The following is a 15,047-nucleotide window of genomic DNA, read 5'->3' on the forward strand; positions in this document are numbered from 1 at the left end:
GCCCGACCGCAGGGAGATCCGGTGAGCGTGCTCTCTGTACTATCCGCACGGCGGGTGAGCAGAGGAGTGGGGCATGCAGCCGGAAGGTCCGTACAGGTTCACCGAGGTGCTGGGCGAGTGCCAGGTCGGCAGGGCCTGGGCCGCGCTCGACGGGCAGGACCGCGCGCTCACCGTGGCGGTCCTGGACGGCGCCGCCGCCGGTGACCAGCGCTGGCGTGAGGCGTTCACGAACGCGGCGAACGTGCTGGCCCAGACGCCCGGCGGCCACCGGTACGTGAACTCCGACTTCGCCGCCGGTCAGCCCTGGGTGGCGTATCCGTCCGACGAGGACGGCGCTGCCGAGCGGCTGTTCCGCAGCCTGGGCATGGACTACCAGCGCACCGCCACCGGCGAGATGCTCCCGCCGCCCCCGCCGGTGTCCGCGCCACCGCAGCAGGTCTCGTCGCCGCCGCAGCTGCCGTGGAGTCCGCAGCCGTGGGCGATGACGCCGCAGCAGCCGGTCTCCGGCGCGCCCGTCTCGTCCGGCGCGCCCGTGTCACCCGGTGTGCCGGTGTCGCCGGGCATGCCGGTGCCGGCGATCCCGGCCCAGGCCACCGCCCCGGATCCGCTCGTGCCGACCGGCGGTCCCCGGATCGCACCGGTCGCCCGCCCGCCGAAGAGCCGTACCGGACTGTGGATCGGGGGTCTGGTCATGGCGGCCGTGCTGGCCGGCGGCGCCGGTCTGCTGGCCGGGCGGTCGCTCGCCGACGGCGGCGAACCGTCCACTCCGACTGCCAGCGCATCCCCGGCGCTCTACGAGGCCACCCAGCAGTCGCTGAACAAGGCGAAGTTCGACGCCACGCTCATGCCGATCGCCGAGCCGTGGCTCGACGGCGTGGGCGGCTGCGCGATCAACACCGAGAAGAGCGGCCCCGGGCTCGCCGACGGCGAGAAGCAGCACGTCTTCTGCCGCTACCTGGGCGTGTCGCTGCACTTCGCCGAGTACGAGTCGGCCGAGAAGAAGGAGGCGGCGCGCGCCTTCCGCCAGCAGATGGGCATCATCGGCCGGGCGCTCGCGCCGGGCATGCGGGAGGCCGGTCCGGCCACCGGCGGCGTCAGCGGGGCGCAGGGCAGCTACGTCGAGTACGCCGGCAACGGCCAGGACGGCCGCCCGGTCTGCGGCATCTGGTGGGGCCGCGACGACAACACCAGCGCCATCTACATGGAGACGCCGTGCGGTGCCGGGCTGGGCGGCAACTGGGACGCGCTGCGCGACCTCTGGCAGCGGCACAGTTAACGGACAGCCGCGCCGTTCGGCGGCGGCACCAGGCAGACGTCGCTGCCCTTGGTGACGCCCGCGGCCAGGTCGAAGCGGACCACGCGTGCCCCGCCGAACTGCCGCTCGGTCACCGCCACGCCGCTGCCGCCGAGCCGGACGATGACGTCCCGGTTGGCCCCGTCGGCCCAGTCGGTGGCCTGGAACAGCCAGACCCGGGCCCGTCCGGGCAACAGCGTGGACACGGTGCGCCCGGGGCAGCCGCCGGGGCCGGCCGCTACCACGTAGGCGTCCGCCGCCGGGCCGTACCAGGCCTGCGCGTTCCACGACACGGTGGTGGCCAGCACCAGGTCACCCGGGCGGCGTTTGTCGTCCAGGTAGCCCAGCGCGCCCCGGTAGTCGACAGCGTTGGCGCCGCCGCCCTGGGCGAAGGCCCGCGCCGGATGGACAGTCGCCACCACGGCGGTCGCCAGTTGCGGAACGGCGAGCGCGAGCACCAGCACCACGCCGACCACCCACCGGATCCGGGCGGGCAGGCCGGCCCGCATCGGCGGCGGCGCGACGGCGAGCGCGGCGAGCAGCAGGCAGGCGGGCACCGCGTAGAGCGCCAGCCGGCCGTTGAACGGGTAGACCGACACGGCCGCGCCGGCCAGCCCGGCCGCCAGCGGCGTGAGCAGCACCAGCACCGCCACCGTGGACAGCCGGCGCAGCCCGGCGGCCGTGCCCAGCACCAGCAGCGGTACGACGACCCACGCCGACCAGGCCACGAACGGCACCGTGGCGAGACTCCGGTACGTGGCCGCGAGCCATTCCACGGTGGCGGCCAGGTCGGTGAGCGGGTGCGCCGGGTAGATCGACTTCGCCCGCCAGTACGCGGCGAGTTGCGGATCGGCGAGCCCCGGCGCCAGGAACAGCACGTACACCACGAGTGCGACCACGCCCCAGGCCGGCGCCGGGGCGAGGAACCGGCCGACCTCCCGCCACCTGCTCGCCCACTGCCGATCGGTGCGGGACAGCGCGTACCCGCCGAGCAGCACGCCGAGCGCGGCGGTGACCGGAATGGACAACGTGCTGACGAACGCCGTGACCGTCGCCGCCGACCAGAACACCGCCGACCCGGCCCAGGTGACGCCGTTCCGGACGAGCAGCAGCGCCAGCCCGACCACGAGCGTGACGCCGAACGCCTCGGCGCTGTACTGCTTGAGCTCGTTGGAGTAGCCGATCAGGAACGGCGCGACGGCGACCAGCAGCAGCGCCGCCAGCGCGGCGAGCGGCGGCAGGAGCCGCCGGCCGAGCCAGGCCACGAGCGGCAGCAGCGCCAGCCCGAACAGCAGTGGCACCAGCCGCAGCGCCCGCTCACCGTCGCCGAACTGCTCGTACGCGAACCGTTCCAGCCACAGCCAGCCGGGCGGCGCGGACTGGCTGAACGCCAGCGGCCGCAACAGGTCCAGGTAGCCGCGTTCCCGGATGTTGTGCGCCACGTACAGCTCGTCGCTCCAGAAGCTGCGCGCGTACGCCCACTGCCGGATCCGCAGCACGGCGCCCAGCGCGACCAGCAGGCCCGCGACGGACCAGTACGGGGAGCGGCTCAGCCGGTCCCACGCGACGGCGGCGTACGCCACCGGCGTGCCCGGCCGCGACGGCGCCGGTGTCGCGGGCGCCATCGAGGGGGAGAAGGCCGGGCGTGTCACGGACACGGCGAGACGGTATCAAAACGTCATTCACGTCAGCGGCCCCGCGACCGGCTCCGATCACTCCCCGACGCGGTCCGGCGCGGACATCGGGTCCGGAGTGGACGTCACGTCCCGAGTGGATGCGACCGACGGTACCGCCGTGCCGACCAGCCCGGCGGCCCGGCGGTGCCGGCGTGTGGGGCGCGGCAGGCCGACCAGGAACTCCGGGTACAGCCCGAAGAACGTCCGGGCGCTGCGCAGTTCCAGCGTGTGCGCGTGGGACCAGCGCACCGAGTTGGTTGCGCGGGCCCAGTGGTGGGTCCACCGCACGTCACCGAGCACCGCCACCGGCATCCCGTGCCGCCAGGCGCGCAGCCCCAGCTCGTGGTCCTCGTAGTAGAGGAAGAACCGCTCGTTCCACCCGCCCAGCTCGGTGACGTCGGCGGTTCGCCCGGCCACCGCCGCGCCCATCACCCAGGCCACGTGGCGCGTCTCGCCGGGCGCGGCCACCAGCCGATACGAGGCGTGCAGCCGGGACAGCGGCCACACCTTCCGGTTGCCGAGTTTCGCCGTCGCGTACGGGAAACCACGCCCGTTCGCCTGCGGCGTGCCGTCGGTGCCGAGCAGTTGCGGCGCGACCAGTCCGCCGTGCGTGTCCAGGTGCCGGGCCAGCGCGTCCAGTCCGCCCGGGCGCACCTCCAGGTCGGGGTTGGCGAACAGCACGTACCGGCCGGTCGCCTGGCGCAACGCGACGTTGTTGGCCCGGGAGAAGCCGACGTTCTCCGGCAGCCGGATCACCCGCGCGCCCAGCTCCTCGGCGACCGCCGCGGAGTCGTCGGTCGAGGCGTTGTCGACGACCAGCCACTCGTACGGCTTCGGGCCGCGCCAGCAGCGGCGCAGCGTGTCCGCCGAGTGGTAGGTGACTGTCACCACGGTCCACGGCTGTGCCGTCATCACGCCCTCCGAGCGGTCAGGTAGCCGAGCAGCGACGCGAACCCGAACCGCCGCCCGGTCCAGCGGCGGCGAGCCGCCGGCCCCTCGGCCAGCCCGCGTCCGACGCCGCGCAGGAACGGGCGCAGCAGGCCCTGCCGGACCCGCCGGGCGGCCAGCGCGAGGTGCGCGAGCGCCAGCACCGGCACCGCCACGAGCAGCAGCGGCCAGGTGAACGTGCGGGACGCGACCAGCAGCCGGTTGCGAGCCAGCAGGAACGCTCGGAACCCCTGCAACCGGGTGTCGCCGTCCACGCTGTGCCCGCCCGCGTGCGGCAGCACCACGTCCAGCGCGCGCGTGCGCAGCCCGGAGGCGTAGAGCCGGAACGCCAGGTCGGCGTCCTCGCCCCAGGCGAACAGGTGCTCGTCGAAGCCGCCGAACCGCCGGTACAGCGCGGCCGGGAAGACCGCCGCGCCGCCGGACGGGCCGAGCGGGGCACGGCCGGCGGTGGACCGCCTGTCGATGAACAGCGACACCGGGTTCAGGTCGATGCCCACGTACTCGCCGCCGTGCATGGCGAGGCCGACAGCGAGCGGGGCGGCCGGGTCGGCGGCGACGGCGGCGCAGATCCGGGCCAGTGCGTCGTCCGGCAGCCACACGTCCGGGTTCAGCAGCAGCAGGTGGCTCGTGGTGACAGTCGCCGCCGCCCGGTTGCAGCCGGCCGCGAAACCCGGGTTGGTGGAGTCGGGCAGGTACGCGTACCGGTCGGCGGCCAGGTTCCCGGCGATCACCTCGGCGCACCCGTCGGCGGGCCAGTTGTCCGCGAAGACGAATCGGACCGGCAGGTCACCGGCGCTGCGGATCCAGGTCGGCAACGTCTCGGCGAGCATGCCGGCGGACCGGTAGAGGACGGTGACCACGGTGAGCCCGTCGAACGTCATGCCGTGCTCCTGCCCAGCCGGTGCAGCACCCAGAGGCCGGGCACGAGGCTCAGCCAGGTCGGATAGATCAGCGGATACAGCTCGTAGACGCCGAACAGCGCGAAGTAGACGACGAACGCCCGCGCCAGCTGTCCGGCCGGCGCGCGGGAGAACTCGAACCACCGCTCGGTAGCGCCCACCGCCAGCCCCAGCGCGGCCAGGAAGAACACCGCGCCCAGCGGGCCGTAGTCGAGCAGTGGGATGGCCACGAACGTCGCGGTGTTCATCAGGTACGGCTGGCTGAGCTGGGACGTCAGCCCGTACAGGTCCGCCTTGCCGACGATCGGCTCGACCCGGGAGCCGAGGAACGTCAGCGAGTACGTGCCGTACCGGGGTTCCAGGTGCTCCCGCTGCGACCACACCCGCCCGAACGTCTCGGTGGACGAACTCAGCGACAGGTCCAGCGACCCGGCGCTGCTGGTGAGCGCGTTGCTGCCGTAGCGGGCCCGGAACTCGGTCTCGAACGCGCCGGTGCCGGCCATGGTGCGCTGCCCGCCGAGGAACACCGCCGCGCCGAGCGCCAGCGCGCCGATCAGCAGCACCACAGGTGTCCGCGCGGCCAGGAACGACGCGGCCCGCCCCCGGGTACGCCGGACCGACAGCGCCGCGATCAGCGCGGGCGCGATACCCACCAGAACCGAGTTCTTGCTCGCGCCGAGCGCCGCGCCGACGGTGAAGACAGCGGTGAGCGCGTAGTAGACGGGCAGCGCCCGGCCGCGCGCGGACAACGCGCGCAGCAGCGAGACGGCCATGCCGAGCGTCCACGCCTCGGACAGCAGCCCGATGACCAGGTTGGACTGCTCGCGCAGCACCTGCCGGGCGGCGTCCGGGTTGTCGGCGAGCAGCGGCGGCACCGTTCCCCGGAACCGGATCGCCGCAGTCACCACAGCGATGCCGAGCAGCACGAACAGGTACGTCAGCAGGCGCCGCTCGGACGGCCAGGACAGCGCCGGACGGGACCGGTCGCCGTCCTCGTCCCGCCTGTCGATCAGCCGCCGGCCGGCCGCCCAGGCCAGCAGGAAGACGGTCACGTACCCGGCGAGCACCGGCAGCACGCCGCGACCGGCCCAGGAGTCGTACGGGCCGGGCAGCACCCGCACGGCGAGCAGCGCGGCGGTCCAGACGGCGGCGCAGGCGGCGAGCGCCCACATCCGCTGGCGCGCGGCGAACAGCGTGCCCACCGCCAGCGCGAGCGCGACGGCGATCCCGGTGTCGAGTATGGCCAGCAGCAGGGCCGCGCCCAGCGCGAACGGGATCCCGACCGACCAGAGGCGTCGCTCAGCGGCTGTCACGGGCGACCGTCCGGTACAGGTCGTGCCAGCTGTCCAGGCATCCGTCGAACGAGTGCCGGGCCGCGTACTGCCGGGCCAGCTCGCGCCGCCGCTCGTCCCACGCGGCCGGGTCGGTGGCCGTCCGCACGGCGGCGGCGAGCGCCTGCGGCGTCAGGTCCGCCCGGTACGCGAGCACGCCGTCACCGGCGGCCGTCACCTCGGTCAGGCCGCCCGCGCCCGAGTGCACCACCGGCACACCCAGCGACATCGCCTCCAGCGCGCTGCGCCCGAACGCCTCCACCCGGGACGGCACCAGCAGGCAGTGCAGTCGTTGCAGGAACGGCGCGGCGTCGACCCGGCCGACCAGGTGCAGGTTCGGCCGCTCCCCGACGGCGACGGTGCCCGCGCCGGCGACCAGGAACTCCACGTCCGGCAGCGCGGCGGCGACGTCCCCGAGCAGGTCGGCGCCCTTCTCCCGTTCCAGCCGGCCGAGGAAGCCGACCCGGACCGGGCCGTCGGGTGCGGGGCCGCCGGTGTCACCGACCTGCGGCCAGATGGCGGGCAGCGGGTTCGGGATCACCCGCACGTCACGGATCCGCCCGCGTACCCGCAGCTCGTGGGCCTCGAAGCCGGAAACCGCGACCGTCGCGTGCGGCCGCAGCCGCCGGAACATCAGGTCGGTGCTGATGTTGGCCTGCACGGCGGCCTTGGCGCGCATCGTCTCCGCCGCGTCGCGGTACTGCCAGAGGCTGTTGTGCAGCGTCACCACGAGCGGCGTGCGGCGGCCCCGCACGCCCAGGCCGGCGCGGGCGTGCATCGCGGCGGAGAGCAGGTGTGCGCTCACCACGTCCGGCCGCAGCTCCTCGACCAGCGCGCGGATGCCGCGCGCGTACCCCAGGTCCACCCGCTTGGCCGCGCCGAGCGGACGCCACGGCACGCCCGCGTCCCGCAACGCCGCCGCGACCTCGTCGTCCGGGGTGGCGGCGAGCACGTCGACGCCGCGGGCCGCGAGCGCCGGAAGCATCTCGATCAGGAAGCGCTCGGCGCCGCCGAGCTGCCGCCGCCCCGACCCGCCGGTGGTGCAGACGAACAGCACCCTCATCGGACGCCCATGCCTTCCAGGGCGCCGCGGGCGATCGCCCGCCGCGCCGCCCCGCCGCCCACCGCCGCCCGGGCCAGCACCCCCAGCGTGTACGCGGAGCAGGCCACTGTGCCCCGCCATCCGGCCAGCTCACGGCTGGCCCGGATGAACTCGCGGGTCTGCCGGCGGGAGATCTCCTCCGCCGCCCACCGGCGCTTCGCGCTCGCGTCGTCCTCGTGCGTGACCACGGCGTCCGGCAGGTACGCCAGGCGCAGCCCGAGCCGCCGCACCGCCCAGCACAGCCGCAGGTCCTCCGAGTAGAAGAACGACGACTCGTCCACCCCGCCGATCCGGTCCAGCGTCTCCCGCCGGATCGCCACGAACGGCCCGGAGAGCCAGTCGCCACGCTCCGGCGGCGCCACGATCCGCAGCCTCGGGAACACCAGGCTGAGCCCGGTGGCGTGCGCGACGCCGGTGCCCACTGTGAGGAACCGGCCGGCTGCGGTCTGGTCATGGCCGGTCGCGTCGAGCACCTTCGGGAACGCCGCGCCCACAGCCGGGTCGTCCAGTTCGGCCGCCAGCCGCTCGATCGCACCCGGACGCACCAGGATGTCGTTGTTGGACAGCACCACCCGGGAGCGGGTGCTGTGCCGGACACCGAGGTTCATGCCCTTGGCGTAGCCGAGGTTCGTCTCCGAACGCACGTACCGGGCGCCGGTCTCGGCACACATCGCCCGCAGCCTGTCGCTGATCTCGGCGGCGCTGCCGTTGTCCACCACGACGGCTTCCACACCCTCGGGCAGCGAGCGGACGCAGCCGTCGGTGCGCTCGAAGTCTTCCCAGGTCAACACGACGATTGAGACGTCCACCGCTAGGCCATCCGATTGACGAGGAGGTGCGTGGACCGCTGGAGTCGCTGCCGGGTGCGCAACGCGTAGACGCCGTAGGCGACAGACGACGCGACCGCGGCGCCGAGCGCGCCGGCCCACGGGATGAGCAGAACGTACAGCACCACCGACACCGACATGGTGACCAGGGCCACGGCGGTGGTGGCCCGCTCGCCCGCGCGCTTGAGCAGCGCCGCGCTCCACGTCTTGCCGGCCGACAACGCCAGCGTGCCGGGCAGCAGGAGCAGTCCGAAGATCCAGGCGTCGTGGTAGTCGGGCGCCAGCACGCCGAGCACCGCCAGACCGATCACGGCGAGCGCGGCGATCGGCAGCGCCGACCTGACCACGTCGCGGCCGTGGTCGCCGATCGCGTCCGGGTCGCGTTCGGCCAGGATCCGCTGCGCCCGTACCACCGCGCCGGACTGCGCGAACTCCAGCGCGGCGACCGCCAGCGCGAACACGCCGAGCGCGCCCGCGCCGGCGAACCGGGCCACCAGGACCTGGCTCAGCCGGTACGTCAGCATCTGCGCGCACACCCCGACGTGCAGCCGGCCCACCGCGAGCAGGTCGGCGCGGTACTCCGTACGCCCGGCCGTCGCCGCCGGCACCGGACCGAACCGCCGCGCCCAGCCCAGCACCGCCACCCCGAGCACCGTCGCGGTGACGACCTGCACGCCCAGCCAGAGGACGCTCCACAGGCCACCGTCGAGCCGGTGGCCCAGCCACAGCAGCCCGTACCCGGCCACCAGCACCGCACCGCCGAGCGCCCGCATGGTGTAGACGAACCAGAACCGCTTCAGGCGCAGGCCGAGCGAGGCAGCAGTGTTGAACACGGTGAGCGCGCAACCCGCCCCGATGCCGACCGGGTGGCTGCCCAGCCCGGCCAGCGTGGTCAGCAGCGCCGCGGCCAGCGCGGTGAGGCCGAGTGACACGGTCAGGATGCCGGCGATCCACAGGCGACCGCGCGACATGATCCAGCCGGCCGGGCGGGACAGCAGGAACGTGTCGACGGACAGGCCGCCGAGTGCCGCGCCCACTGTGGCGCTGACCATGTTCGCCGCGAGTTCGCCGCGTTCCGCCGCCGGCAGCGTCACCGACACCAGCGCGGCGAGGCCGGTCAGGCCCAGGGCGACCAGATAGAGACGCTCGGGGGAGACGATCCGCCGGAGCCGGCCTAACACCCGGCGCCCAGGCGCCGGCGCCGGCCACGAGCCGGCCACGCGGAATCCACTCGATCTTCCCCCGAGATGCGCGGATGTGTGCGGGCCTGTTCTACCCGACATGAGCGCCGCCGCGCAATGGACCCGGCGGGCGGGTACGCCCAGGGCTCCACCCCGCCGGTAGGGTGACGCGTCGTGGACCTCGCCCACTTCCGCGACACGATCGGCAGGCGGTGGCCGATCGTGCTGGCGCTGACGCTGCTGTGCGGCGCGTGCACCGGGGTCCTCGCCGAACGCCAGCCGCCGGTCTACCGGGCCGAGACCCAGATGCTCGTCACGTTCGCCGCCGAGAAGTCGGCCGAGCCCCAGCCCCGCCCGCCTGCGGACGAGGCGGGCCGGCTGATGCAGCGGCGGGTGAAGACGTACGCCACCATGATGAACACGCCCCGGCTGACCCGCCCGGTGATCGACTCGCTCGGACTGCCGTACACCACCGACGACCTGGCCGGCCGCGTCGTCGCATCGTCCACTGTCAACTCGCTGGCGATCGACGTGGCGGTCACCGACCGCTCCGCCGGCACGGCCGCGGCGATCGCCGCCGCGCTCGCCGCCGAACTGCAACGGATCGCCGAACGTGACCTGCCGCCCGCCGGACTCGGGCTCAAGGCCCACGTCGCGGTGGTCCGGGCCGCCGCGCCGCCACCGCGTCCCGAGCCGGTGCGGTGGCAGTGGTACGCCCTCGGCGGCGCGCTCGGCGGCCTGGCCGTCGGGGTCGGCATCGCGCTGGTGCTCGGCTACCGCCGGGCCGGCACTCCGGTGAGCGCGGACGTGCGGGCGCTCTGGGCGACGGTGGCGCGCCGCCGTCCGGCCGACGCCGTCGCGGAGCCGGCGGGTGTGCCGGGTCAGAGCGACGGCCGGATGTCCAACGCTTCGGTGAAGGAGCGGCAGGCGTCGTAGCCGGGCAACAGGCCCGCCGCCCGCGCCTCGGCCAGGCGCGGTGCCGACGCGTCCCGCTCGGACAGCAGCGGCGTCGCCGCCGGCCAGTCGATCCCGAGGTCCGGATCGAGCGGGTGCACCGTGTGCTCGGCCGCCGGGTTGTACGTGGCGGAGCAGAGGTAGCTGAGCGTCGCGTCGTCGGTGAGCGCGCAGAACCCGTGCCCCAGCCCCTCGGCCAGGTAGACGGCCCGCCGGTCGGTGTCGTCGAGGCGTACCGCCTCCCACCGGCCGTACGTCGGCGAGCCGACCCGCACGTCCACCACCACGTCCAGCACCGCCCCGCGTACGCAGGTGACGTACTTGGCCTGCCCGGGCGGTACGTCGGCGAAGTGGATGCCGCGCACCACGTCCCGCGCCGACACGGACAGGTTGCCCTGCGCCAGCCGCAGCGGATGCCCGACCGCCTCGGCGAGCCGATCGAAGCGGTACCACTCCAGGAACTGGCCGCGCGGGTCGCCGTGCAGGCGCGGGGTCACCTCCCAGGCGCCCTCGATGCCCAGCGGACGGATCTTCACGATGCGCCCCCCGTCCCGGACCGGTCGGCGAGCAGGCCCAGCAGGTACTCGCCGTAGCCGCTGCGGGTCAGCGGATGGGCCAGCATCCGCAGCCGCTCGTCGTCGATCAGCCCGGACCGCCAGACGACCTCCTCGACGCAGCCGATCTTCATGCCCTGGCGTTCCTCGATCACCCGGACGAACTCGGCGGCCTGCATCATCGACGCGAACGTGCCGGTGTCCAGCCACGCCGTGCCCCGGTCGAGCACTGTCACCGTCAGCTCGCCCCACGCCCGGTACGTCTCGTTGATCGCGGTGATCTCCAGCTCGCCCCGGGGGCTCGGGGTCAGCTTGCGGGCGATGTCGACCACCCGGTTGTCGTAGAAGTAGAGGCCCGGCACCGCGTACCGGGACCGGGGGCGGGCCGGCTTCTCCTCGATCGACAGCACCCGGCCGGCGTCGTCGAACTCGACCACGCCGTAGTCCTGCGGATTCGCCACCGGATACGCGAAGACCCGCCCGCCGGCCGGTTCGCCGTGCTGCGCGAGCTGCCGGCCGAGCCCGACGCCGTGGAAGATGTTGTCGCCGAGGATCAGCGCCACCGACTCCTCGCCGACGAAGTCGGCGCCGAGCAGGAACGCCTGCGCGATGCCCTCCGGGCGGGGCTGCTCGGTGTACGTCAGGCGCAGCCCCCACTGGCTGCCGTCGCCGAGCAGCCGTTCGAACTGGGCGCGGTCCTCCGGTGTGGTCACCACCAGGATCTCCCGCACCCCGGCCATCACCAGAGTGGAGAGCGGGTAGTAGACCATCGGCTTGTCGAACACCGGCATCAGTTGCTTCGAGACGGCCCGGGTGATCGGCCAGAGCCGGGATCCGGTGCCACCGGCGAGAAGGATTCCGCGCACCCGCGGAGACTACCCGCGACGCCGCCGCCCCCGTGGCCCGTCGACGTCCCGCCCGGGCTGCCGCTACGGCGTAGACTCCACGACCCGTGAGGATCCTCGTCACCGGCGGCGCCGGCTTCATCGGGTCGGAGTACGTGCGGATGCTGCTGGGCGTACCCGGCGGCGACGCGGCCGGGGTGCCGGTCGAGGGCCCGGCCGCGCTCACCGTGCTGGACAAGCTCACCTACTCCGGCAACCTGGCGAACCTGGCACCGGTACGCGACGATCCCCGGCTGCGCTTCGTCCACGGTGACATCTGCGATCCGGCGCTTGTCGACGAGGTGGTGCCGGGCCACGACGTGATCGTCCACTTCGCCGCCGAGTCGCACGTGGACCGTTCGATCACCGGCGCGGCACCGTTCGTCACCACGAACGTGCTCGGCACCCAGACGCTGCTGGACGCCGCGCTGCGGCACGGCGTCCGCCGGTTCGTGCACGTCTCCACCGACGAGGTGTACGGCTCGATCGACTCCGGCTCGTGGACGGAGGACTGGCCGCTGGCGCCGAACTCGCCGTACTCCGCGTCGAAGGCGGGGTCGGACCTGCTGGCGCTGTCCTACCACCGCACCCACGGCCTGGACGTCGTGGTGACCCGCTGCTCCAACAACTACGGGCCGTACCAGTTCCCGGAGAAGGTCGTCCCGCTGTTCGTGACCAACCTGCTCGACGGCGGCACCGTGCCGCTCTACGGCGACGGCGGCAACGTCCGGGACTGGCTGCACGTGCACGACCACTGCCGGGGCGTGGCGATGGTGCAGGAGAAGGGGCGGGCCGGCGAGGTCTACCACATCGGCGGCGGCACCGAGCTGACCAACCGGCAGCTCACCGAGCGGCTCCTGGCGGCGTGCGGGGCCGGCTGGGACCGGGTCGTGCCGGTCACCGACCGCAAGGGCCACGACCGCCGGTACTCGCTGGACATCAGCAAGATCAGCAGCGAGCTGGGGTACGCCCCGAGCATCGACCTCGACCGGGGCCTGGCCGAGACGATCAGCTGGTACCGGGACAACCGGGCCTGGTGGGAGCCGCTGAGGACGGCCGGCCCCGAATGACCCGGATCCTGGTCACCGGCGCGGGCGGGATGCTCGGGCGGGACCTGCTCGCCGTGCTGCGGACCCGGCCGGACCTGTCCGTCACCGCCGCCGGCCGCGCCGACCTCGACGTCACCGACACACACGCGGTCCGGGACGCGGTGGGCGGCCACGACGTGGTGTTCAACGCGGCCGCGTGGACCGACGTGGACGGCGCCGAGACGCGCGAGCGGGACGCCACCGCCGTGAACGGCGACGCGGTGGCCGCGCTGGCCGGCGCCTGTGCCGTGTCCGGCGCGCGTCTCGTGCACGTCTCCACCGACTACGTGTTCGCCGGGGACGCCACCGAGCCGTACCCGGAGGACGCCCCGACCGGCCCGGTCAACGCGTACGGGCGCAGCAAGCTCGCCGGGGAGCGGGCGGTGGCCCGGCTGCTGCCCGAGACCGGGTACGTGGTGCGCACCGCCTGGCTCTACGCCACCCACGGGCGCAACTTCGTCACCACGATGTTGCGGCTGGCGGCCGAACGCGACCGGCTCGACGTGGTGGACGACCAGCGCGGACAGCCCACCTGGTCGTACCGGCTCGCGGAGCGTCTCGTGGCGCTCGCCGACGCGGCGCTCGCCGGCGACGCGGCACCCGGGACGTACCACGGCACCGCCGCCGGCGAGACCACCTGGTACGGCCTGGCCCGCGCCGTCTTCGCCCTGCGTGGTCTCGACCCGGACCGGGTCCGGCCGACGACGAGCGACAGCTTCCCGCGCCCGGCGCCGCGCCCCCGCTTCAGCGTGCTGGCGCACGGCCGGTGGGCCGCCGCGAAGCTGCCGCCGCCGGGGGAGTGGCACGCGGACCTGGCCGAGGCGCTCAGCGCCCTCCGCCCCGGAACACCTCGGTGACGGTACGCAGCACGATCTTGATGTCGAGCCAGAGCGACCAGTTCTCGACGTAGTAGTTGTCGAACCGCGCCCGGTCCGAGATCGGCGTGTCCCCGCGCAGACCGCTGACCTGCGCCAGCCCGGTGAGCCCGACCGGTACGCGGTGCCGCATCGCGTACCTCGGGTATTCCATGGAGAACTTCTCCACGAAGTACGGCCGCTCCGGCCGGGGCCCCACCACGCTCATCTCGCCGCGCAGGATGTTCCACAGCTGCGGCAGCTCGTCCAGTGAGGTCCGCCGCATGAACCGCCCGATCGGCCCGACCCGCTCGTCGTGCGCGATCGACCAGGTGGTCTGCGACTCGTGCTCGTCGGCCGGGCGCATCGACCGGAACTTGATCACGTGGAACGGCTTGCCGTACCGGCCGATGCGCTCCTGACGGAAGAACACGCCCCGGCCGCCGTCGAGGAACGTGGCGGCGGCGCAGAGCAGCAGCAGCGGGCTCAGCGCCAGCAGGGCGGTCACCGCGAACACCACGTCGGAGGCGCGCTTGAGCCGCCACCGGGGCCCGGTGAGCGTGGTGTCGCCGATCTTGATGATCGGGATGGCGCCGATGTGGTCGGGGTAGCCGCCCTGCGACCGCGACCCCCACAGGCGCGGCACCGCCCACAGGTCACAGCGGGAACTGGCCGGACGCAGCAGCGCCTCCATCAGGTCGGCCTCGGAGCAGTCCGGGTCCGCGATGACGAGGACCTCGCACTCCAGCATGTCGGCGAGTTTCTCCAGGTCGTCGATCGTGCCGATGAGCGGCAACGCGCCGATCCGCGGCCGTGACGGGGCGTCGACAGCGCCGACGAACCGCAGCCCGTACTGCGGGTATCGGCGCAGCAGCCGGGCCAGCTCACCGCCGATCGGCCCGCCGCCGATCACTATCGCGTTGTGCTCCACCCACCGCCGCTTGCGGGCCAGCAGGATGAGCCGGCTGTTCAGCGCCCGTCCGACGATCACCAGGCCGGCGGAGAGCGCGACGCCGCGCATGAACCCGCTGACGTGCGGCACCGAGTCGTGCCGCAGCGCCGCGATGATGGCACCCACCGCGCCGGAGGCCAGCAGCCGGCCGCCGAGGCTCGGCAGCTCGTCCAGGATGCTGATGTGCCGCCGCGGCCGGTAGAGCCCGCCCGCGGCGAACAGGCCCACTGTGAGCGCGGCGTTGAACAACGTGCCACGCCAGTAGTCCTGAGTCAGCAGCAGCGGCGTGAGCAGCGCCGCGACGTCGATGGGCGCGGTCACCATCCAGGCCCGCAACCGACGGGTACGCGTCGACGCCCGCGACCCCGCGTACGGCAGCACAGTGGTCGTGTCCATGCCGCTGTCCATCGGCGTGTTCATGGCCACACCGGACGGCGGCGCAGACGGATGCTCGAACGCCGGCAGGCGTGGCATGGTCGATCCTCCCCCGTGACGCCGCCGGC

Annotated in this window: 14 protein-coding genes; 4 read left to right on the top strand and 10 right to left on the bottom strand. The window is 73.9% G+C overall.

Annotated elements, in window-relative coordinates; genetic code table 11:
• The first annotated feature begins 73 nt into the window (after nucleotides 1-73).
• Nucleotides 74-1,276 (top strand): hypothetical protein, encoded by a 1,203-nt coding sequence (locus tag O7611_RS04000; RefSeq protein ID WP_194799550.1) that lies wholly within the window; start codon nucleotides 74-76, stop codon nucleotides 1,274-1,276.
• On the opposite strand, the gene O7611_RS04005 is transcribed toward O7611_RS04000, so the two are convergent.
• Genes O7611_RS04005 through O7611_RS04035 form a run of 7 tightly spaced genes read right to left on the bottom strand, consistent with a single transcriptional unit; the run spans nucleotide 1,273 to nucleotide 9,258 of the window.
• Nucleotides 1,273-2,952, bottom strand: coding sequence for a glycosyltransferase family 39 protein (locus tag O7611_RS04005; protein WP_269696228.1), 1,680 nt, complete (start codon nucleotides 2,950-2,952; stop codon nucleotides 1,273-1,275). The two genes, O7611_RS04000 and O7611_RS04005, sit on opposite strands and share 4 nt — an antisense overlap.
• A gap of 54 nt (nucleotides 2,953-3,006) precedes the next feature.
• Nucleotides 3,007-3,882 carry a glycosyltransferase family 2 protein gene (locus O7611_RS04010; protein WP_269696229.1) on the bottom strand — a complete coding sequence of 292 codons (876 nt, stop codon included), beginning with the start codon at nucleotides 3,880-3,882 and terminating at the stop codon, nucleotides 3,007-3,009.
• Nucleotides 3,882-4,799, bottom strand: coding sequence for a glycosyltransferase family 2 protein (locus O7611_RS04015; protein ID WP_269696230.1), 918 nt, complete (start codon nucleotides 4,797-4,799; stop codon nucleotides 3,882-3,884). The genes O7611_RS04010 and O7611_RS04015 overlap by 1 nt, the downstream gene beginning before the upstream one ends.
• Entirely contained in the window at nucleotides 4,796-6,130 is a 1,335-nt protein-coding gene (locus O7611_RS04020) for a hypothetical protein (protein WP_269696231.1), read from the bottom strand. Before O7611_RS04020 ends, O7611_RS04015 begins: the two co-directional genes overlap by 4 nt.
• Nucleotides 6,117-7,211 (bottom strand): glycosyltransferase family 4 protein, encoded by a 1,095-nt coding sequence (locus O7611_RS04025; protein WP_194799554.1) that lies wholly within the window; start codon nucleotides 7,209-7,211, stop codon nucleotides 6,117-6,119. The genes O7611_RS04020 and O7611_RS04025 overlap by 14 nt, the downstream gene beginning before the upstream one ends.
• The gene (locus tag O7611_RS04030; protein ID WP_194799555.1) at nucleotides 7,208-8,059 is read right to left on the bottom strand and encodes a glycosyltransferase; all 852 of its coding nucleotides are present in this window, start codon (nucleotides 8,057-8,059) and stop codon (nucleotides 7,208-7,210) included. Before O7611_RS04030 ends, O7611_RS04025 begins: the two co-directional genes overlap by 4 nt.
• Nucleotides 8,060-8,061: 2 nt before the next feature.
• Entirely contained in the window at nucleotides 8,062-9,258 is a 1,197-nt protein-coding gene (locus O7611_RS04035) for a lipopolysaccharide biosynthesis protein (RefSeq protein ID WP_269696232.1), read from the bottom strand.
• A gap of 174 nt (nucleotides 9,259-9,432) precedes the next feature.
• Between O7611_RS04035 and O7611_RS04040 the strand changes: the two genes are divergently transcribed.
• Nucleotides 9,433-10,194, top strand: a complete 762-nt coding sequence (locus O7611_RS04040) for a YveK family protein (protein WP_269696233.1) — start codon at nucleotides 9,433-9,435, stop codon at nucleotides 10,192-10,194.
• Here O7611_RS04040 and rfbC read toward each other — a convergent pair.
• Both rfbC and rfbA read right to left on the bottom strand, forming a co-directional pair.
• The gene (rfbC, locus tag O7611_RS04045) at nucleotides 10,140-10,748 is read right to left on the bottom strand and encodes a dTDP-4-dehydrorhamnose 3,5-epimerase (RefSeq protein ID WP_194799558.1); all 609 of its coding nucleotides are present in this window, start codon (nucleotides 10,746-10,748) and stop codon (nucleotides 10,140-10,142) included. The two genes, O7611_RS04040 and rfbC, sit on opposite strands and share 55 nt — an antisense overlap.
• Entirely contained in the window at nucleotides 10,745-11,632 is an 888-nt protein-coding gene (gene rfbA, locus O7611_RS04050; RefSeq protein ID WP_194799559.1) for a glucose-1-phosphate thymidylyltransferase RfbA, read from the bottom strand. The genes rfbC and rfbA overlap by 4 nt, the downstream gene beginning before the upstream one ends.
• A gap of 86 nt (nucleotides 11,633-11,718) precedes the next feature.
• Between rfbA and rfbB the strand changes: the two genes are divergently transcribed.
• Nucleotides 11,719-12,720: a dTDP-glucose 4,6-dehydratase gene (gene rfbB, locus O7611_RS04055; protein ID WP_269696234.1), complete on the top strand. Its 1,002-nt coding sequence runs from the start codon at nucleotides 11,719-11,721 to the stop codon at nucleotides 12,718-12,720.
• Nucleotides 12,717-13,595: a dTDP-4-dehydrorhamnose reductase gene (gene rfbD / locus O7611_RS04060; RefSeq protein ID WP_269696235.1), complete on the top strand. Its 879-nt coding sequence runs from the start codon at nucleotides 12,717-12,719 to the stop codon at nucleotides 13,593-13,595. The genes rfbB and rfbD overlap by 4 nt, the downstream gene beginning before the upstream one ends.
• On the opposite strand, the gene O7611_RS04065 is transcribed toward rfbD, so the two are convergent.
• On the bottom strand, nucleotides 13,564-15,018 hold the full coding sequence (locus O7611_RS04065; RefSeq protein ID WP_269696236.1) for a sugar transferase: 1,455 nt from the start codon (nucleotides 15,016-15,018) through the stop codon (nucleotides 13,564-13,566). The two genes, rfbD and O7611_RS04065, sit on opposite strands and share 32 nt — an antisense overlap.
• Between the last annotated feature and the right edge of the window lie 29 nt (nucleotides 15,019-15,047).

It is taken from the genome of Micromonospora sp. WMMC273 (genome assembly GCF_027460285.1).
In the GTDB taxonomy this organism is placed as follows: domain Bacteria; phylum Actinomycetota; class Actinomycetes; order Mycobacteriales; family Micromonosporaceae; genus Micromonospora; species Micromonospora aurantiaca.